Genomic DNA, 18,318 nt, shown 5'->3' with positions numbered 1-18,318 from the left:
TTCGTTCAGGGCGCGTCCGCGCTCTCTTCGGCCCGAGTCTTCCGACCCCACGCGCATGCCGACAGCGGCCCTCACCCGCGCAGGGTGATCTCCGCGTCGTGCGCGTCCTCGACGACGGCGGCGTCCTGCTCCTCCGGCGCCGTGGCGGGGCCTGGCCGCCGCAGCAGCTCCACGAGGATCGTGAGCACGAGCACGCCGATCGCCACACCGAGGACGGCACCGAAGGTCACGGGACGCGTCGCCAGGAGGATGAGCACCCCGATCGCCATCCCGGCGATGAGGATCGCACCGCGATAGCGGTCGACCGCCCGCCCGAACCGCCCGGAGGAGATCCCCCGTGCCTCGGCTGCCTCGCGAAGCGCCCCGAACCCGCTCTCCGTGACGCCGCGCACCGTCCGGGCGCTGCGGCTCGATCCGGCGAGCCACGCCCAGAGTGCGATGAGGACCCCGACCAGAGCGAGCGCGACGATGGTGGAGCCGAGGAGCGCGGTGAGCTGATCGAAGAGGGACTCGGCCGCCGCGGCCGTCATGATCGACGGACTGACGGCGCTGACGAAGAACCCGCGTCCGATCCCCATCCCGGCGGCGAGGAGGAGGAAGACGACGGCGAACCCGGCGCTCGTCCAGAACAGCGCCCGCGGCCGGTTCACCGCGAGCAGCACTCCGAGGACGACGAGGCCGAGCACGACCCACGGCAGCCAGAAGCCCGCCGTCACCGCGATCTGATAGACCGTGCGGACCAGCACCAGCGCGTCGGTCTGCACCACCGGGATGGTGCGATCGACCACCGGGATGAGGTCGGCGACCCCGGCCCCGCGTTCGGCCAGAGCCTCCTTGACGCGTTCGACGACCGCCCCCACGTCCACCGAGAGCACCCCGTCGTCGCTGAGGTCCAGCGCGGTGCCTGGCTCGTCCTGCAGGATGGCGACGGCGCGCTCATGGGTGAAGCGCAGCGTCTCCGCCCAGATGTCGGCGAACTGCCGCGAGGACACGACCTCGTGCACGACGCCGTCGATCAGGGACGACAGGCCGGAGGCGGCCGGCGCTTCCAACAGCCCGAGGGCGGCGGTGGCGCGCGGCGGGAGGTCGAGGGCACGCAGGCCGTCGAAGAGCTCGCCGACCACCGCATCCAGGTCGACCTGCTCGTCGATGGCGGCCGTCACCTGATCGGCGACGAAGTCCTGTACGTCCGGATCCTCGGCCAGCGGGGCGAAGGTCGCGACGAACCGGTCCGCGTCGACGAGCTGCAGCCGCGCCCACGTCCCCATCGCCGCGATCGGCGCGAGGAGCACGGCGACCACGAGCGCGATCCCGGCGATGATGCTGCGGGCCGAGATCCGGCGTCGGGGGCGTCGGAGCGCCTCGTTCTCCTGCTCCAGCGCACGCAGCCGTGCCCGCAGGTCATCGATCTCGCTCATCGCGGCCTCGTCTCGATCGTCGCGACGCTCAGCTCAGCAGCTTCTGCTTCGCGGCGGCGAACTCCTCGTCCGTCAGCACCCCGGAGGCCTTCAGCGATCCGAGCTCCTGCAGCTTGGCGATCAGGTCGTCCGCCGCTGCGGGCGGCGCGGCCGGCGGGCTCGTCGGCGGCGCATACTGCGCCGCCGCGGTGCGGGCCGCATCGTCCATCTGGGCCTGTTGCTGGGCGGCCTCGTACTGCTGCTGCTCGTACTCGCTCTGTGCGCGGCGCTCCTGGTGCCGCATGGCGGCTCCCTGCACCGCGGTCGCCGTCCCGGCGACCACCGCGGTCCGCGCGGCGAGACCGATGAGCCCCGGCCGGCCGAATCTCCGCAAGGGCATGTCATTCACCTTCCTGTTCGAGGATGTCCATCACCGCGTTCACGACGGGTGCCGGAACGCGCTCGCTGCGCAGCACCTGGCCTCCCGCGGCGGCCACATCCTGGGGGAGGGTCCGCGCGAACAGGAGCTCCAGGACCACGACCGCCGCCGACCGTCCCGGCGGCACGACCTCCGCCAGGGCGCGCACGTCGTCCTCGCTCGCGAGCCCGGCGACGATCGGCTCGAGGCCGTCGAGGACGGCAGCCCCGTCGTCCTCCTCCACCTCGAGGATGTCGAGATCCCCGTCCGCCGTCCGTGTCACCAGCACGAGGTCCAGCACGCGCACCACGCCCTTCGACACCAGGTCGGTCAGTGCGCCGAACGTGGACGGATCCGGCCGATCACCGTCGAAGCCCACGAGATAGAACTCGACGGGCCCGAATCGGAACTCCTTAATGTCGCCACCCTTCATCCGCGGTCCAGAATGGCACCGCCGTCGTCGCCCGCGCGCCGGTCCTCACCCGCTTCGGGTGAGGATTCGGGCCTCCATCTCCGTGCGGCTGTCACGATCGGAGGACGCGACGAATCGAGGGTGGCCATGAGGAGCCGGGTGCTGGGAGACGTGGCGTTCATCGTGGTCGAGCTGCGCAGCGCACACCCGGGACCGCCCGTCCTGGAACCGCTGCTGCGTCAGGTCGAGGACGGCACGCTGCGCGTGCTCGACTTCCTCGTCGTGCGCCGCGATGCCGCCGAGGGGCACCGCATCACGGAGGTCGACGGGGACGACTTCTCGCTCGCCGGCCTGCCCCTGTACGCACCCGGCCTGATCTCCCTCGACGATGTCCGGCATTTCCTCCCGTGGGTGCCTCCCGGCGCCGTCGCCGCCGTCATCCTCGTCGAACAGCGCTGGGACGTCCGCTTCATCCGCGAGGTCGAGGACGCCGGGGACCGGATCCTGGCGACGCAGGCGATCCCCTCCGCGGTCGCGAACGCCGCCCTCGTCGCCACCCTCGGTGGGAGCCCCTGACGCCCGCGCCTGCTCACACGGTCGCGTGGACGGCCTCCCGCCGGGACGAGACCCCGAGCTTGCGGTAGATCGCGCGTTGATGCGTCTTCACGGTGTTCACCGAGACGCGCAGTTCCTGGGCGATCTCCGGCAGTGTGCGTGCGGTCTGCATCTGGTGGAAGACGTCGCGTTCCCGCTCCGACAGCCGATCGGTCACAGAGCCGACCGCGTCGACCGCGAGGCACCTCTCGATGAACCCCTCGAACTGCGTGCCGTGGTGCACGTGCGCCTGAAGCAGCCGGCGCACCGCGACCTCACGCGGACCGAAGAGCACGACGAGGTTCTCCGCTGACGCGACCGCGAGGGCGGCCTCGCACAGGTCATGCGCGTCCTCCTGGTGCCCCGTCGCCCTCCGGAGCGCGGCCGCGGTGATCAGCGTGGCGGCTTTGACGTACGACAGCTCGGACGCACCCCGCAGCGATCGCAGCATCTCCAGCGCCGCAGCGTGCTCCTCGGCGCGACGCAGGATCCCGGACAGGGCGACGCCCACGAGCGGCAGGTCGGTGCCGCCCGCATACTTCATCGCGATCCGCAGCGCCCGCTCCCTCCGCCCCACCGCCTCTTCGAGCAGGGCCACCGACGACTCCCGGAACGCCGGCCACGCCACCCCCTGCACGACGTCGATGGGGAGCTCCTGCACGCTGATGGCCGCTCGGCGGCAGATCCCGGGGTCTCCCGTGAGCGCGGCCGCATAGGCGCCCATCATGCGTGCATGCCCGGCCAGATCGCGGCCGGACGCGGCTTCCTCGCGTGCCGCGTCGAAGATCCGGACCGCCTCCTCCGCCTCGCCCGACCAGTACGCGACCCACCCCGCGGCGGCCACGGCGCTTCCTCGCGCGAAGGTGTTCCGCGGAGGAAGAGCCTCACGGGTGCTCTCGGCCTCGGCGAGCACGGCCGCGGCCTCCGTGAGTCGGCCGGACGTGGCGAGGCCGTAGGCGAGATGTCCGACGGCGCGGGACGTGAGCTCCCGATCACCGGCCTGCCTCGCCTCGCGCGCCGCCGCCGAGAAGTACTCGATCGCGAGGTCCGGCGATTCGCGATTGCGCAGCGCGGTCCACCCCAGCAGATGGTTGAGCGCCACCCGGCCGCCGTACATCCTGTCGTCCTCGGCATCCAGCAGCGCGCGGATCTCCGCACCGGACACCGCCACCTCGACGGACGACTCGGCGAGCAGCAGGCGGACGATGAGCAGGACGGCGGGGTCGGCCTGCCCCGGCGTGCGATCGAGGAGGGCCTCGGCCCGTCGACACAGCTCCCGGGCGACGCGATGGTCCCCGAGGACGTCGCTGGCTCCGGCCCGTACGAGCAGCAGGTGCGGATCGTCCGGGTTGTCGCGGAGGAGCGTCGTCGCCGTCCGCTCCACGTCGACGGCCGAGGAGCCGACCACGAGGCCCAGCCAGTGCCGGAGGAGGATGGCCCTGGCGCCCGCCGGATCCCCGGCGCGCCGCGCATGCGTCACGGCGGCGATCGGATCCGTGTGCTCCAGAGCACGAGCGGCACGGCGGTGCACCGTGGCGAACCGCGCCGCATCCGTCCGCGCGAGGTCGGCGCACCGACGCGCGAACGCGGGGTGCCAGCGGTAGGTCGGGCCCTCCGGGCCGTCGAACCGGTCGAGGAACAGTCCGAGCCGGACGCAGGTCTCCAGGAGGTCGGCGGCGTCGTCCCTCGCCGTCACCTGTACGGCGGTGTCGGGAGTGAGCTCCGCGCAGGCCGTCCCCTCGAGGACGAAGTCCGCGAGCGCGGGCGGCAGCGCGTCCAGGACATGCTCACGGATGTACGCGCCGAGGAAGGACGAGGCCGTCGACGCCGGGCTCGACGGCAGGGAGCCGCCGACGAGGACCAGCCGCACCGCGATGGGCCAGCCTCCGGTCTCGTCGCGCACCGCGGCCGCATCGAGCCCGCCGGGCGCCGATCGCGTCAGACTCCGGATCTCGTCCTCCGAGAACCGGAGGGTGTCCACGCCGACGAAGGCTCCCGGATGCATCAGGCGATGGCGGGACAGGGTGACCTCGATCAGGGTCGTCCCCACCAGGAGGAGCCGCAGCCCGTCCGGAGGCTGGTCGGCCAGCATCCCGAGGAGACCATCGCCCCAGGCTTCCCCGGCACGGTGGGCATCGTCGACGATGAGGTACACCGGGTGCTCGGCGTCCTGGAACGCCGCGCATATCTGCCGGTAGGCGCGCATCGGATCCTCGATGTCCCGCGGCGCGGCGAACACGCGCCCCGCACGCTCCGCCGCGAGCGCCAGCGCGTTCAGGACGCCGGCGGTCAGCAGTGCGGGGTCGTCGTCGGACGCGCTCAGCGCGAGCCAGGCGACGTCGTCGCGCGATGACGCCCAGGCAGCGACGGCGGTGGTCTTCCCATAGCCGCTGGGCGCGCTGAGGACCGTCACCCCGTCGGCATCGATGGCAGCCGCGATCGCCGCGGTCACACGTTCCCGCGGCACGACGCCGATGGGCGTGGCAGGCGGCCGGAAACGCATCGCCGGTCCCGGCCTCGTGGAACGTACGGGAGGCGACATGGCAACACGAAACCACGCGTCCGCGCGCCCTTCCAGAGCACCGGCGCGCAATCACCCGGATGAAAGTGCTCTCTCGGGGTCAGATCTTGATCGGGAAGGTGGCGAGCAGGACGACGCCGGTCACCGCGATGACGCCGCTGAGTGAGAAGAACACCGTGCGCCGCCACAGGGCGTGTTGATTCTGCGAGAGCGCGGCGAAGAACAGCACGAGCGCGAAGAGGACCGTCAGGAGGGAGTAGTCGTCGCCCCGCTGGTTGTTGCGCAGGGCGTCGGCGAAGCGCGCGTCGGCCTCGGCGGAGAGCTCCTCCGCCTCCCGTGCTCCGGGCGGGACGTACTCGTCCATCACGAACGGCCCCCGTTCGCTCCTGCCGTCCGCCACCCAGGCGTCGAAGGCGACGGCGAACTCGTCGGTGAACCGCTGTTCCACGAACTCGACGAGGTCGTCTCGCCCGTCCGCCTCGGCGAGCACCCACTCGGTGAAGAGGGTGAGGTCGTACTGACGTGCGGCCTGTGCGGTCGCCTGCGCCGATGCCGCCTGCACCCGCGCGGAGGACGCCTGGCTGAAGGCGATGGACATCTCGCCACCCCATTTCGACGCCTCGAACCCGCACCAGGCGGTGAGCACGGCCGTCACCGCCAACAGTGACACCGTGGCGATCTCGAGGAACCGATGGGGCCTGTGGGCCTCGCTCCGCGCGTCCATCCGCTCATTGTCCGGCCCCGAGGGAGCGGGCGGTCACGCGCTCACCCGGGTCGGGTGAGCCGTCCACTCATCGACAGCGGGACCGGGCGTGCCGCGGAACACGCGTGCGTTCGGCGGTTACGCTGGCGGCGTGACCTCGCTCCCGTCTGCTCCCGGCCCCGCCGGTCCCACACCGTCTCCGGCCCTGCGGACCCTGCTGATCCTGGCGGCGAGCGCGATCGTCCTCGCGGGGGTCTCGCTGGCGCGCGAGGTCTTCGGCCCCCTGGCCCTCGCGATCGTCATCGTGGTGATCTGCGAACCGATCCGCCGTCCCTTCCAGCGCCCCGGTCGCCCCGCCTGGATCGGGACGACCGCCGTGATCGTCCTCGCCTACGTGATCCTGCTGGCGATGGCGGCGCTGCTGTGGCTCGCCGGCACCCAGTTCGCCCGACTCGTCGGCGACCTCGCGTCCCAGGACGGCCTCGTGCGCGCCGCCGATCAGGTCGTCGCCTGGCTGCAGTCCCTCGGATTGGATCAGGAGGCGGCGGATGCGGCCGCCTCGATCCTCGACCCCGAGACCCTGCTCGGTGTGGCGGGGAGTCTGGGCAGCGCGGTGCTCGGCGTCGCCACCGCCCTGTTCTTCGTCTGCGCGTACATCATCTTCCTCGCCGCGGACGCTGCCCGGTATCGCACGGCTCCTGCCCTCTTCGGCGCCACGCACGGCCCCGCCCTGCAGCGCATCGCCCGGCTGCAGACGGGGGTCCGTCGCTACTACGTCGTGAACGCCGCGTTCGGTGCCGTCGTGGCGGTCGTCGACGGCCTCGCGCTGTGGTGGATGGGCGTCCCCGCCCCGGTCGTCTGGGCGATCCTCGCCTTCGTGACGAACTTCATCCCGAACATCGGGTTCGTGCTCGGTCTCATCCCGCCCGCGATCCTCGCCTTCGTCGTGGGCGGCTGGCCTCTGCTGCTCGGCGTCATCGCCGTGTACTGCGTGGTCAACGTCGTGCTCCAGGTGCTCGTCCAACCCAAGTTCGTCAGCGACGCCGTCGACCTGAGCCTCACGCTGAGCTTCTTCTCCGTCATCTTCTGGACCTTCGTGATCGGGCCGCTCGGCGCCATCCTGTCGATCCCGCTGACCCTGCTCGTGCGCGCCGTCGTGCTGGAGGGCGACCCGGGAGCGACCTGGGCGCGGTGGGTCAGCGGCGACCGCACGGCCGTCCCCGAGCCGACGCCGGAGTTGTCCGCGGCGCCGACCCGGCGTCGGTTCCGCCGACGCTGACGCCGCTTCGCCGGCACCGCACCGCGAAATCACCAGGGCGAGGTTGCCCGCCGCTCTGGTCGTCGCCGTCCGACGATGCCATCGTGAAGCCGGACACCACCGGTGACGAAGGGAGAGCGCATGCCGCGTCCGCTCGCAGGTCTGACCCGACGCACCCTCGCGACCGAGCTCACCGCGGGGGTCACCCTCCTGGCGATCGCCATCCCGCTCAACATCGGATACGCGCAGATCGCCGGGCTCCCCGCGACCGCCGGGCTGTACGCACTGATCGTCCCGACCGTCGTCTACGCGCTCGTGGTGTCGTCGCGCCAGCTGGTCGCCTCCCCCGATGCCGCCGCCGCGGCCCTCGTGGCCTCCTCCATCGGCGGTCTGGCCGTCGCCGGCAGCGCCGACTACGCCACCCTCGCCCTCGCCCAGGCGATCCTCTGCGGCGGGATGTTCCTGCTGCTCGCCGTCTTCAAGCTCGGCTTCCTGGCGAACTTCCTCTCCAAGCCGATCCTCGTCGGATTCGTCGGCGGACTGGCGCTGGACATCATGGTGAGCCAGATCGCGAAGATGCTCGGGGTGAAGATCGACTCCGGAGCCGAGTTCGTGGACAAGGTCGTCGCGCTGGTGACCGGCCTCCCCTCGCTCAACGGCTGGTCCGTGCTCCTCGCCGCCTGCTCCGTCGCGGTGCTGCTCCTCGGGCAGCGCTACCTCCGTGCCGTTCCCTGGGCGCTGGTCGTGCTCGTCGCCACGACCATCACGGTCGTCCTCACCGGCCTCGACGGGCGGGGAGTGGATGTGCTCGGCGAGGTCCCCGCCGGCCCTCCCGCGCTCACCTGGCCGATCATCGACTGGTCGCTGTGGCTCGCTCTCGTCCCCTCCGCGATCGCCCTGACCCTCGTGACCACGGCGGAGGGTCTGCTCGTGTCGCGCTCCTACGCCGAGAAGCATCGCTACCCGTTCCACGCCAACCGGGATCTGCTGGCGTTCGGCGTCGCGAACGTCGCCGCAGGCGCGCAGGGCAGCTTCGCCGTCGGGTCCTCGACCTCGCGCACCGCGGCGATGGATCAGGCGGGCTCGCGCACACAGCTCCCCGCCCTCGTGCTCGCCGTCGGGACGCTCCTGCTGCTGCTCTTCGGCACCGCGCTGCTCGCCGACATCCCCTCGCCGGCGATCGGGGCCATCGTCGGCGTCGCGATCATCCCGCTCCTCGGCATCCGCGACTTCGTGCGGTTGTGGCGCTTGGACCGGTTCGAGTTCGTCATCGGCGCGGTCTGCTTCCTCGTGACCTTGTTCGTCGGCTCGATCGCGGGGATCGTCGTAGCCTTCGTGCTGGCCCTCATCAACCTCGCCCAACGTGCCTCCCACCCCGCCATCGACGTGCTGGAGACCTCGGGCGACCCCGGCGAGTCCCTCCTGGAGGACGCTCCTACGGGCACGACCACGGCACCGGGGGTCATCGTCGTCCGGCTCGCGGCCCCGCTGTTCTTCGCGAACGGCGCCGTGTTCTCCGCTGCCGTCAAGGAGGCCGTCCGCGCCGCCGGCCCGGCCGCCGTCCAGCACGTCGTCATCGACATGGAAGCCGTCACAGACGTCGACGTCACGGGCGCTGAGGCCTTCCAGGCGCTGCGGGAGTGGCTGGACACGCAGTCGATCTCCCTCGCCTTCAGCCGCGTCCGTCCGAACACGCTCCGCCGCCTGCGGGCGCTGGACCTGCTCGACCGGGAGCCCGTGTACGCGACCAACCGCGCCGCGATCACCGACCTCGCGCCGACCGATGCCGCTTCGCCGGCTCCGAACAGGAAGGGCAGCTGAATGGGTACCGTCATCGGGGAGATCCTCCCCCTCGCCGTGGGCGTCGCGATCAGCCCCGTGCCGATCATCGCCGCGATCCTCATGCTCCTGTCCCCGAAGGCACGGGTCACGAGCGTCGGATTCCTGCTCGGCTGGATCGCCGGCATCGTCGTGGCGGTCGGCCTCTTCACCCTCCTGTCGGCGGTGCTCCCCGAGGAGGATCCGGACGCCTCCCGCCCGATCCGCGGCGTCATCCAGCTCGTCCTCGGACTCCTGCTGCTGGTGCTGGCGGTGGGTCAGTGGCGCAAGCGCCCGAAAGCGGGGCAACCGGCGGCCCTGCCGTCGTGGATGAAGGCGATCGACACGATGTCGTTCGGCACGGCGCTCGGACTGGGGTTCCTGCTGTCGGCGGTGAATCCGAAGAACCTCCTCCTGGCCGCCGGAGCCGGGGTCGACATCGGCGGCGCAGCGCTCGACGGCGGATCCACGATCCTCGTGATCGCCGTCTTCACCCTGATCGGGGCGTCGACCGTGCTCGTGCCCGTCGTCGGCTACCTCGTCGCCGCCGCACGGCTGCGCGCCCCGCTCGACGCCCTGCGCGGATGGCTCGCCGCCGAGAACGCGGTCATCATGGCCGTGCTGCTGCTCGTGATCGGCGTAGCCATGATCGGCAAGGGCATCGGCAGCTTCTGAGTGCGCCGCTGCCGCGCCACGGAGATCACCCGGATGAACGCATCGCGGGACCCGTGACCCCGGCCCTGACCCGGCAGTACTGTGCGGGGAAGGCGGTTCGGCAGAGATGAAGGAGATGGACATGGCCCGTGACTTCCAGGGCAGAATCGAACTCGACGTCCGCGATTCGGAGGCCGACTGGGAGGCGTTCCTCCCGGCGAAGCCCCGCGAGGGAGCACCCAACGTGCTGGTCGTCCTCTATGACGACACCGGCATGGCGGCCTGGTCCCCGTACGGCGGACGCATCAACATGCCGACCATGGACCGCCTGGCGCAGAACGGTCTGACGTACTCGCAGTGGCACACGACGGCGCTGTGCTCCCCCACCCGCTCGACGTTCCTCACCGGACGCAACCACCACCTCAACGGCTTCGCGACGATCTCGGAGTCATCGACCGGCTTCCCCGGCTACAACTCCCACATCCCCGACTCGAACACCACGATGGCGCACGTCCTCCGCGACGCCGGCTGGTCGACGTTCTGGGTGGGCAAGAACCACAACGTCCCGATCGACGAGTGGACGGCCGGCGCGTCCAAGAAGCACTGGCCGCTGGCGCAGGGGTACGACCGCTTCTACGGCTTCATCGGCGGGGAGACCAACAACTGGTATCCCTCCCTCGCCGAGGACAACCACTACATCGACCAGCCCTACCTCCCCGAGGACGGCTACCACCTGTCGAAGGACCTCGCCGACCAGGCGCTGTCCATGATCCGCGACGTGAAGCAGACCGAGCCGGACAAGCCCTGGTACCTGTGGTTCTGCCCCGGCGCGAACCACGCGCCGCACCACGCGCCGCAGGAGTACATCGACAAGTACAAAGGCGTGTTCGACGACGGCTACGAGGCCTACCGCGAGTGGGTCCTCGCCCGGATGATCGAGAAGGGCATCGTCCCGGAGGGCACCGAGCTCACCGCGCTCAACCCGATGCCGGAGGGCACCTTCTCCCAGACCGATGAGGTGCGTCCCTGGGACTCGCTGAACGACGAGGAGAAGGCGATGTTCTCGCGCATGGCGGAGGTCTACGCCGGCTTCAGCGAGTACACGGACGCCCAGGTCGGCCGCATCGTGGACTACCTGGAGGAGTCGGGGCAGCTCGACAACACCCTCATCATCTACTGCGCCGACAACGGCGCGTCCGGCGAGGGCAGCCCGAACGGCTCCGTCAACGAGGGCAAGATCTTCGGCGGGTACCCGGACGACGAGGCCGAGAACCTCCGCCTCGTCGACAAGCTCGGCTCCCCCGACACCTACAACCACTATCCGACCGGATGGGCGGCTGCCTTCTCGACGCCCTACAAGATGTTCAAGCGCTACACGTACCAGGGCGGCGTGTGCGACCCGCTGGTGATCCACTGGCCCGCCGGCATCAAGGCCCGCGGCGAGGTGCGTCATCAGTACCACCACTCCACCGACATCGTGCCGACGATCCTCGAGGCCTGCGGCGTCGAGTTCCCGGAGGTCTACAACGGCATCGAGCAGACGCCGCTCTCCGGCGTCTCGATGGCCTACTCGTTCGATGCGGCGCCGGAGGCGCCGACAGCGAAGGAGACGCAGTACTACGAGATGTTCGGACAGCGCGGCATCTGGCACGACGGCTGGAAGGCGGTCACGGTGCACGGTCCGGTCAGCGGCAAGGGTCACTTCGACGAGGACGAGTGGGAGCTGTACCACACGGACGTGGATCGCGCCGAGGCCGTCAACCTCGCCGCCGAGCATCCGGACAAGCTGGAGGAGCTCAAGGCCCTCTGGATGGAGGAGGCGAAGGCGAACGCGGTGCTCCCGCTGAACGATCTCCAGGTCATCGGCAATCCGAAGGACTTCGAGACGTTCGTCGCGATGGAGTTCCATCAGCCCGCGCCGCCGTCCGGCCGGTTCGTCCACTACCCGGGCACCAGCGAGGTGCCGGAGCGGTCGGCGGCGAACACCCACGGCGTCTCCTTCAAGATCGCCGCGGAGGTCGAGTTCACTCCGGAGACCGAGGGCGTCATCTTCGCGCACGGCTCCCGGTTCGGCGGACACGCCCTGGTGGTCAAGGACGGCCAGGTGCACTACGTCTACAACTTCCTCGGGATCCCGCCGGAGGACCGCATCTCGGGACCCGCCCCGACCTCCGGGAAGCACATCATCGGGGTCGAGTTCGTCAAGGAGGGCATGGGCGAGTACCGGGAGGGCGTCGGACCCGCGCGGCTCTACATCGACGAAGAGAAGGTCGACGAGAAGCAGATCCGCACGGTCCTCGGTCACTTCTCGCTCTGCGGCGAGGGCCTGACGATCGGGCGGGACAGCGCCGACCCGGTGTCGTCCCTGTACGGCTACGGGTTCGACTTCCGCGGCGGCCACATCGCACAGGTCGTGTTCGACATCGCCGACGACGCCTATCTCGACCTGGAGGCGCACCTGGCGGCGGCCATGGCCCGCGACTGACGACCGGCGGCCGCCCAGGCCCTCAGAGCAAACCGAGGGCCTGGGCGGCCGCTGTCACGCCATCGCGATCCGAGACCCCGAGCTTGCGGTAGATGTTGCGCACATGCGTCTTCACCGTGTTCGGGGAGATGTACTCCTGCTGGGCGATCTGGCGGAGCGTGGCATTGCGGCTCAAGGCGCTCAGCACGATGCGCTCACGCTGCGTCAGCTCCTCCTCCACGAGCACACCCGCGGCGGCGAGCCGCTCCCGCACCCGATCCGCGAAGTGCGTGCGGGCTCCGGCCGTCGCCCGGGCCGCGAGCAGCCGCGACACGATCGGACCCGCCTCGGCGACGCGGCGCACGTGGTCCTCCGGCTCCGCGAGGGCGAGCGCGGTAGCGAGCGCGAGCTGCGCCCGATCCGGCTCCCCGTCGTGCACGTCGAGCTCGGCCTCGACCAGCCACGCGTCGATCATCGACGCCGGGAGCATACAGGGGATGGCGCCCTCCAGCACCGGCGCCAGCGCGCCACGGGCGATACCGTCACGGCGGTCGCGCACGGCGGCGATGGCGCGGAGCACGAGCACGTCTCCCGTGTCCCCCAGCGCATCCTCCATGTCGGCGATGAACCGGTCGCGGAGCGTCGGCTCCCCCAAGCGGTCGAAGGCGTGCACCGCGAAGGGCCCCATCATGGCGTACCAGTGCGGGGGAAGCGGGAGGTCACTCCGCGGCGTCAAGGTGTCGAGAAGCCCCACGGCCGCGTCGCGGGGATCGGCGACCTGCTCGGCCGCCAACAGTGCGCGCATCCCCTGCAGGCCCCTGGCGATCGCGGTCTCCCCGCCGTCGTCGATCACCCGTGCGGCCGTCTGCAACGTCTGCACCTCCTCCAGGCTCTGCATGCCCTCGTAGGGGGCCCAGAAACGCCAGACGCGCGTCACTTCGAAGAAGGGGTTGTCCGGTTGGTCGAGCTCGTGTCAGCGGCGCTCCAGAGCGGCTCCCGCCTCGGTTGCGTCCCGGAGCCTCCCCCGGAACAGCACGCTGGTCGCGAGAACCGCCTCCGCCTGGAGCTCCGCCGCACGCGCTCCGATCGCCCTGGCGAGATCCCCGGCGAGGCGCGCCGTCGCCTCTGCCCGGTCGAGCCGTCCGCTGTAGAGTTCCGCCGTCGCAGCCTCCAGGAGCACGTAGGCATCGACCTGCTCTTCGCCGCTGAGATCGCGGAGGTCGGCACCGACGCCGTCCAGTGCCTCGGCGATCCCGCCCCGCCGGAGCGCGGTGTGCAGCTCGATCCCCTGCCGCCAGCGGCGGTCGGCGTCGGGCTCCCCCCGACCGACGGACGGGACGATCACCGCAGCCGAGGGGTCTCCGCACGACAGCTCCGCCGCTGCGATGAGCATCCGCACCGTCGGCACCACCCGCAGGATGGTCGGAAGCTCGGCCATCACCTCCCGCACCTCGTCCGCGCGGCCGTCCAGCACGAGCTGCATGCCGCAGCGCCGCAGGACTCCCGCCGTGCACGCCGTCTCCCCGCCGCGCACGGCATGCCGCAACGCGAGCAGCGGCTCATCGTGCGTCGCGAACCAGTCCGCCGCCCGGCGATGGAGCTGCTCCTCGCGGTCCGCTCCGCCCTGCCGAAGCCGGCCGAGGAGGAACTCCCGCAGCAGCGGCGGATAGTGGTAGCGGGGCGGTTCCGCGGTGTCAGGGCCGGCGAGCACGGTGAGACGGAGCAGCCGGTCGATCATGGCCGTGACCGCGCCGGCCCCTGAGAGCTCCGCGGCGAGCTCGGCGGTGAAGACCTCCGCGACCGCGGTCGCCTCCAGGAATGACCGCAGCTCGCCGTCGAGGTCTCCGAGCACCTCCTCCACGAAGTAGTCCGCGACCTCAGGCGCATCCCCCCGCAGCGGATGGGCGAGGACCGTCTGCGCCCCGGCGGCATCGAGCATCATGAGCTGCAGCCCCGTCGCCCACCCCTCGGTGCGGGAGAGCACGGAGCTGACCTCTCCCTGCGAGAGCCGGATGCCGCGGATGCGGAAGAACGCCCTGACCTCGGCCGGGTCGAACGCGAGCGCTCGGGCGTCGATCTCGAGGGCCACCCCTGCGATGCGTCGTCGCGCCAGCGGAATGGCCCTGGTCCCTCGGCCGGAGAGCACCACGTGCACGTTGCCCGGCGCGTTCTGCACGAACGTCGAGATCAGTTGCGCCGTCTCCTCGTCCTGCACGCGGTGCACGTCGTCGACGACGATGACGATGCGCCTCCTCGCTTCGGCGAGGGCTCTGGCGAGCGCCCGCGCGGCGGCCGCCGACCGCACGGACGGCACCTGTGCCAGCGCCTCCTGCAAGCCGCGATCATCGACCCTGCCCAGGGCCGCGCGGACGAGCGGCAGATCCGCCTCCCCGCGCTCCAGCGCCACCCATACGAGCTCGATGTCTGCGTGAGCGCGGAGATCCTCAGCCCATTGCGACAGCAGCCTGGTCTTCCCCGACCCTGCCGGGGCGCTCACGAGAGTGAGCGTCCACGGCCCGTCCATCGCGGCTGTCAGTCGTGAGAGCAGGCGCTCCCGACGAACCTCACCCTTCACTGCAGCAGGTGCCGCGCTCTCGCCCGTTCCCGCCGTCCACGCACTGTTCAGCACTCGAAACCCCCCGATTTCGATCTTGCTCCCCCTCGCGGGCAGTCTATTGCAAGGTGGGAGCGGTCCCGCAAGGGGAGCGCCCGTCGCGCTCATTCCGAGACGTTCGCGCGCGTCGGCCGCCGGATCGCCAGCAGCGCCGGGATCAGCGCGCCGAAGAACAGCGCCAGGGCCACGCCCAGAAGCGTCTCGAGCGTCCTCTCCAGGAAGCGCGCGGTCGGCGGCTCGGACGACGTCGACAGCAGCAACGTGAGCACGAGGAAGGTCGTGAACGCCGGCGCGACGTACCACCGGCTCTCCTGGACTGCACCGAGACAGCCCACCACGACACCGATTGCGAGCCCGATCGCCGCCCCGCTCGGAGACAGCAGGGCGAACCCCGCCGCGACCAGCGCTCCGACGAGCACCGACGCCGCCCGACCGACGCTGCGCAGGACGAGCTGGCCGCGCACCGGACGCATCACCAGCAGCACGGCGCCGGTCGCCCAGCCGACGTGCTCGACCCCGGTCGCGAAACCGATGGCGGCCGCCGTCGCGGCGGCGAGACCCAGCAGCGCCCCGTACATCAGCAAGGCTCGCCCCTTCGGCATCGATGCCGCGGCCCGCACGCCCCCCTCGTGTTCCGGCCAGAGGAGGGCGATGAGCCACGCGTACACCGAGCCGGCGACGATCGCGCCGGCCAGGAGGACTGTCGTCGTCGACAGCGGGAAGCTCAGACCGATCCCGACCATGGGCAGGACCAGGGTCAGCGCGAGCTGACCGGCGCGCTCCCGCGCGGCGAGCATGCTGGCGAGGACCGCCAGCACAGCCACGGCGAGCACGGCGAGGACCGGTACGAGCGCGAGCGTGGCACCGAGCAGGAGCCCCAGCGCGACCAGCGTCCCGAGCACGGGGATCGCCGAGCGCGCTCGTCGCCGTGCAGGAAGCCCGACGACGGCCGCCGGCAGGACCCCGATGCTCAGAGCCAGCGCGACAGCAGGATCGAACGGTGCGACCGCGATCGCGGGCACCGCGTAGAGCACGCCGAGACCGAACCGCGACCATCGCCACGTCACTCCGGCGCGTGCCGCCATGCCCGCCTCGCTCTCCGGTTCCGGCTGCGGTCGGGCCTCGTTTCCGCTGTCTCGATCGCCCCGTCGGTCTTCCGTGCCGTCAGCCTAGGCAGGCGGTGGCCGCACGTCACCGCTCATCGGCCGCGTTCACCCGGGTGAACGCGGCCGCTCCTCGCGGTCCGCCGCGGCCCGGAGCCCGGCATCGACCGCGGGGTGCACGCGTCCGGCCGCCGTCAGGGCGGAGTACCACGACGTCCGAGCCGCGACGGCCGCCGCCGCCTCCGGCACCGCCGCGAGGTGGAGCTCCACGCCGAGCTGCGCCAGCTCCCGATCGAGGGCTTCGAGGGCGTCGAGCACCGTGATGGACATCACCACCTGCTGCGGCAGTCCGAGCACGAGCGTCCGCACCGGCTCGGCCTGCGCGGCGACGGTCTGCACGATGAGCCGCTGATTGGCGAGCGCATTCGCCGTGTAGAGTCCCCGCTCGGGCTCCAGCCCGAGAGCGCTCCCCCGCCTCCCCACCACGCGGACACGGGGGATGTTAAGCTCTCGCAGCACGAGCACCAGCGTCACGACGACGCCGACAGCCACCGCGGGGAGGAGCCCCGCGGTGAGACCGATGGCCGCCACGGAGGTCGCGACCCAGAAGTCCATCCGACTGATGCGCGCCCAGCGCACGAGCTCGGGGATGTTGACGAGTCCGGCCACCGCCGTGAAGACCATCGCCGCGAGCGTCGCCTCGGGCAGCAGGCTGAGCACCGGAGCGAGGAACAACGCGACGAGGACGGCGAGCCCGACAGTGGTCAGTGTCGCCAGCTGGGAACGCGCTCCGGCACCCTGGTTGACGGCGCTCTGCGAGAACCCTCCCGCCGCGGGCATGGCCGCGAAGAAGGCACCGACCGTGTTCGCCGCGCCGGTCGCGAAGAGCTCCTGGTCGCTGTCGATCTGCGGCTCCGTCGCCTGGCGCAGGCTGCGTGCGACCGCGGCGGACTCGAGGAAGGCCATGACGGCGATCGCCAGCGCTCCCGGCACGAGCGCCGCGGCCTCGGACAGGTCCGGGATCCCCGGAACGGGAAGACCGCCGGCCACCGGGGCGATGAGGTCGACACCGAGATCATCGATCCCTCCGACCCCCACGAGCAGCATGCCGGCGGCCACGACGACGAGAGTGCCCGGGACCCGCGGAGCGAAGCGTTTGAGGAGCAGGAGTGTGGCGATGGACCCCGCCGAGAGGAGAAGCGTCGGGATGTTGACGCTGTCGAGCGCCTCGCCCACGGCGACCAGGGAGCGGATGAAGCCGTGGCCGGAGAAGTCGAAGGACTCCCCCAGGAGCTTCGGGAGCTGCCCGACGGCGACCGTCGCCCCCACCCCGATCTTCAGCCCGAGCACGGTCGCGCCGCTGATGTTCTCGACGAGGGATCCCAGCCGGCACGCCCGTGCCAACAGCAGAACCGCTCCCACCAGGAGGGTCAGCATCATGAGCGCGCCGATCGCGTCGTCTGCGCCCGCGGCGACGCCTGCCGAGACCAGCGTCGTCGCGGTGAGGGTCGCGATGGTCGATGTCGTCGAGACGCTCATCGCCCGGCTGCCACCGAGGAGGGCGTAGACGAGCATGGGGACGATGCACGTGTAGAGGCCGACCTGAACCGGGAGATTCGCAATCGTCGCGTACGCCATGGCCTGCGGAACCACGACCGCACCCGCGGAGAGGCCGGCAAGCACATCGCGTACGATCCAGCGGCGCTGGTAGCCGTCCAGAGTGCTCAGCAGCCACGGTGGTCTGTGCACTGTGCTCATGGGACTCCCTCCGCCGTCGAGGGAAGCGTACTGCCGACGCTCCGGGCGCGACCGGCCGGAGGCGTCTCACCGCGGCGAGTCACCCGGGTGAACTCCGGACGGAACCGGTGCGCGGGCGCTGCGCCCGCCGGTATGTTCCGAGCGTGCCCCGGAGACGGCGGCACCGAGAAAGGAGCAGTCATGGGATTTTGGGCATCGTTCTGGGACATCATCTGGTGGTTCCTGTGGATCTTCGCCTTCACCGCGTATCTCTTCGCCCTGTTCGCGATCATCGGGGACCTGTTCCGCGACCACAAGCTGAGCGGCTGGTGGAAGGCCGTGTGGATCTTCTTCCTGATCTTCGTGCCGTTCCTCACGGCGCTCGTGTACCTCATCGCCCGGGGCAACGGCATGGCCGAGCGCAGCAGCGCGGAAGCCCGTCGAGCGCAGGAGGCCGCGAACGCGTACATCCAGCAGGTGGCCGGCAGCAGTCCGAGCGAGGAGATCGCGAAGGCCAAGGCGCTTCTGGACGCCGGGACCATCACCCCGGACGAGTACTCCCTCATCAAGGCGAAGGCGCTGCAGTAGGCCGCGCACCGGCCCCCGCCGGCGTGAGGAGCCCACG

The 18,318-nt window shown here is 71.1% G+C and carries 15 protein-coding genes; 6 read left to right on the top strand and 9 right to left on the bottom strand.

The features are described 5' to 3' along the window. Positions 1-71: 71 nt before the first annotated feature. From BLU02_RS16355 to BLU02_RS16345, 3 genes are read right to left on the bottom strand one after another with little or no spacing between them, the layout of a single operon-like run. Positions 72-1,418: a hypothetical protein gene (locus BLU02_RS16355; RefSeq protein ID WP_060921623.1), complete on the bottom strand. Its 1,347-nt coding sequence runs from the start codon at positions 1,416-1,418 to the stop codon at positions 72-74. A gap of 28 nt (positions 1,419-1,446) precedes the next feature. After that, positions 1,447-1,797: an SHOCT domain-containing protein gene (locus tag BLU02_RS16350; RefSeq protein ID WP_060921624.1), complete on the bottom strand. Its 351-nt coding sequence runs from the start codon at positions 1,795-1,797 to the stop codon at positions 1,447-1,449. A 1-nt stretch (position 1,798) separates the two neighbouring features. Beyond that, positions 1,799-2,248, bottom strand: coding sequence for a DUF6325 family protein (locus tag BLU02_RS16345; protein ID WP_231919602.1), 450 nt, complete (start codon positions 2,246-2,248; stop codon positions 1,799-1,801). A gap of 126 nt (positions 2,249-2,374) precedes the next feature. Here BLU02_RS16345 and BLU02_RS16340 point away from each other — a divergent pair, with 126 nt between their 5' ends. Beyond that, complete coding sequence (locus tag BLU02_RS16340) at positions 2,375-2,803, top strand: DUF6325 family protein (RefSeq protein WP_157547070.1); 429 nt, start codon at positions 2,375-2,377, stop codon at positions 2,801-2,803. A 13-nt stretch (positions 2,804-2,816) separates the two neighbouring features. On the opposite strand, the gene BLU02_RS16335 is transcribed toward BLU02_RS16340, so the two are convergent. Together BLU02_RS16335 and BLU02_RS16330 are read right to left on the bottom strand one after the other, a co-directional pair. Continuing rightward, a complete protein-coding gene (locus BLU02_RS16335; RefSeq protein ID WP_231919601.1) occupies positions 2,817-5,324 on the bottom strand; it encodes a winged helix-turn-helix domain-containing protein in 2,508 nt (835 codons plus the stop codon). Positions 5,325-5,442: 118 nt separating this feature from the next. Further along, positions 5,443-6,066, bottom strand: coding sequence for a hypothetical protein (locus BLU02_RS16330; RefSeq protein ID WP_060921626.1), 624 nt, complete (start codon positions 6,064-6,066; stop codon positions 5,443-5,445). Between the two features lie 130 nt (positions 6,067-6,196). On the opposite strand from BLU02_RS16330, the gene BLU02_RS16325 reads away from it, so the two are divergent. From BLU02_RS16325 to BLU02_RS16310, 4 genes are all read left to right on the top strand, one after another. After that, entirely contained in the window at positions 6,197-7,324 is a 1,128-nt protein-coding gene (locus BLU02_RS16325; protein WP_082749987.1) for an AI-2E family transporter, read from the top strand. 120 nt (positions 7,325-7,444) lie between these two features. After that, positions 7,445-9,124, top strand: a complete 1,680-nt coding sequence (locus BLU02_RS16320; RefSeq protein WP_060921627.1) for a SulP family inorganic anion transporter — start codon at positions 7,445-7,447, stop codon at positions 9,122-9,124. Next, positions 9,125-9,796, top strand: a complete 672-nt coding sequence (locus BLU02_RS16315; RefSeq protein ID WP_060921628.1) for a GAP family protein — start codon at positions 9,125-9,127, stop codon at positions 9,794-9,796. It abuts the gene before it with no gap. A gap of 121 nt (positions 9,797-9,917) precedes the next feature. Continuing rightward, positions 9,918-12,260, top strand: coding sequence for an arylsulfatase (locus tag BLU02_RS16310; RefSeq protein WP_060921629.1), 2,343 nt, complete (start codon positions 9,918-9,920; stop codon positions 12,258-12,260). A gap of 22 nt (positions 12,261-12,282) precedes the next feature. On the opposite strand, the gene BLU02_RS16305 is transcribed toward BLU02_RS16310, so the two are convergent. The 4 genes from BLU02_RS16305 to BLU02_RS16290 all read right to left on the bottom strand — a co-directional run bounded on the left by BLU02_RS16305 (position 12,283) and on the right by BLU02_RS16290 (position 17,714). Next, on the bottom strand, positions 12,283-13,176 hold the full coding sequence (locus BLU02_RS16305; RefSeq protein ID WP_083371059.1) for a helix-turn-helix domain-containing protein: 894 nt from the start codon (positions 13,174-13,176) through the stop codon (positions 12,283-12,285). Between the two features lie 36 nt (positions 13,177-13,212). Beyond that, a complete protein-coding gene (locus tag BLU02_RS16300) occupies positions 13,213-14,961 on the bottom strand; it encodes a winged helix-turn-helix domain-containing protein (RefSeq protein WP_082750136.1) in 1,749 nt (582 codons plus the stop codon). Next, positions 14,958-15,938: an FUSC family protein gene (locus BLU02_RS16295; RefSeq protein ID WP_060923045.1), complete on the bottom strand. Its 981-nt coding sequence runs from the start codon at positions 15,936-15,938 to the stop codon at positions 14,958-14,960. The genes BLU02_RS16300 and BLU02_RS16295 overlap by 4 nt, the downstream gene beginning before the upstream one ends. Before the next feature lie 126 nt (positions 15,939-16,064). Beyond that, on the bottom strand, positions 16,065-17,714 hold the full coding sequence (locus BLU02_RS16290; RefSeq protein ID WP_060923044.1) for a SulP family inorganic anion transporter: 1,650 nt from the start codon (positions 17,712-17,714) through the stop codon (positions 16,065-16,067). A 180-nt stretch (positions 17,715-17,894) separates the two neighbouring features. On the opposite strand from BLU02_RS16290, the gene BLU02_RS16285 reads away from it, so the two are divergent. Then, positions 17,895-18,281 (top strand): SHOCT domain-containing protein, encoded by a 387-nt coding sequence (locus BLU02_RS16285; RefSeq protein ID WP_025103101.1) that lies wholly within the window; start codon positions 17,895-17,897, stop codon positions 18,279-18,281. Positions 18,282-18,318 lie beyond the last annotated feature (37 nt).

Origin of the sequence: Microbacterium paraoxydans (assembly GCF_900105335.1) — a bacterium.
Lineage (GTDB): Bacteria > Actinomycetota > Actinomycetes > Actinomycetales > Microbacteriaceae > Microbacterium > Microbacterium paraoxydans.
The sequence above is the reverse complement of the archived record's forward strand: the minus strand, read 5'-3'. Positions and strand labels throughout refer to the sequence as shown.

What these genes read in the sequence shown, in the direction of transcription:
- BLU02_RS16355 (WP_060921623.1), bottom strand. Translation starts at nt 1,418, where the DNA reads ATGAGCGAGATCGATGACCTGCGGGCACGGCTGCGTGCGCTGGAGCAG.
- BLU02_RS16350 (WP_060921624.1), bottom strand. Translation starts at nt 1,797, where the DNA reads ATGCCCTTGCGGAGATTCGGCCGGCCGGGGCTCATCGGTCTCGCCGCG.
- BLU02_RS16345 (WP_231919602.1), bottom strand. Translation starts at nt 2,248, where the DNA reads ATGAAGGGTGGCGACATTAAGGAGTTCCGATTCGGGCCCGTCGAGTTC.
- BLU02_RS16340 (WP_157547070.1), top strand. Translation starts at nt 2,375, where the DNA reads ATGAGGAGCCGGGTGCTGGGAGACGTGGCGTTCATCGTGGTCGAGCTG.
- BLU02_RS16335 (WP_231919601.1), bottom strand. Translation starts at nt 5,324, where the DNA reads ATGCGTTTCCGGCCGCCTGCCACGCCCATCGGCGTCGTGCCGCGGGAA.
- BLU02_RS16330 (WP_060921626.1), bottom strand. Translation starts at nt 6,066, where the DNA reads ATGGACGCGCGGAGCGAGGCCCACAGGCCCCATCGGTTCCTCGAGATC.
- BLU02_RS16320 (WP_060921627.1), top strand. Translation starts at nt 7,445, where the DNA reads ATGCCGCGTCCGCTCGCAGGTCTGACCCGACGCACCCTCGCGACCGAG.
- BLU02_RS16315 (WP_060921628.1), top strand. Translation starts at nt 9,125, where the DNA reads ATGGGTACCGTCATCGGGGAGATCCTCCCCCTCGCCGTGGGCGTCGCG.
- BLU02_RS16310 (WP_060921629.1), top strand. Translation starts at nt 9,918, where the DNA reads ATGGCCCGTGACTTCCAGGGCAGAATCGAACTCGACGTCCGCGATTCG.
- BLU02_RS16300 (WP_082750136.1), bottom strand. Translation starts at nt 14,961, where the DNA reads ATGAGCGCGACGGGCGCTCCCCTTGCGGGACCGCTCCCACCTTGCAAT.
- BLU02_RS16295 (WP_060923045.1), bottom strand. Translation starts at nt 15,938, where the DNA reads ATGGCGGCACGCGCCGGAGTGACGTGGCGATGGTCGCGGTTCGGTCTC.
- BLU02_RS16290 (WP_060923044.1), bottom strand. Translation starts at nt 17,714, where the DNA reads ATGAGCACAGTGCACAGACCACCGTGGCTGCTGAGCACTCTGGACGGC.
- BLU02_RS16285 (WP_025103101.1), top strand. Translation starts at nt 17,895, where the DNA reads ATGGGATTTTGGGCATCGTTCTGGGACATCATCTGGTGGTTCCTGTGG.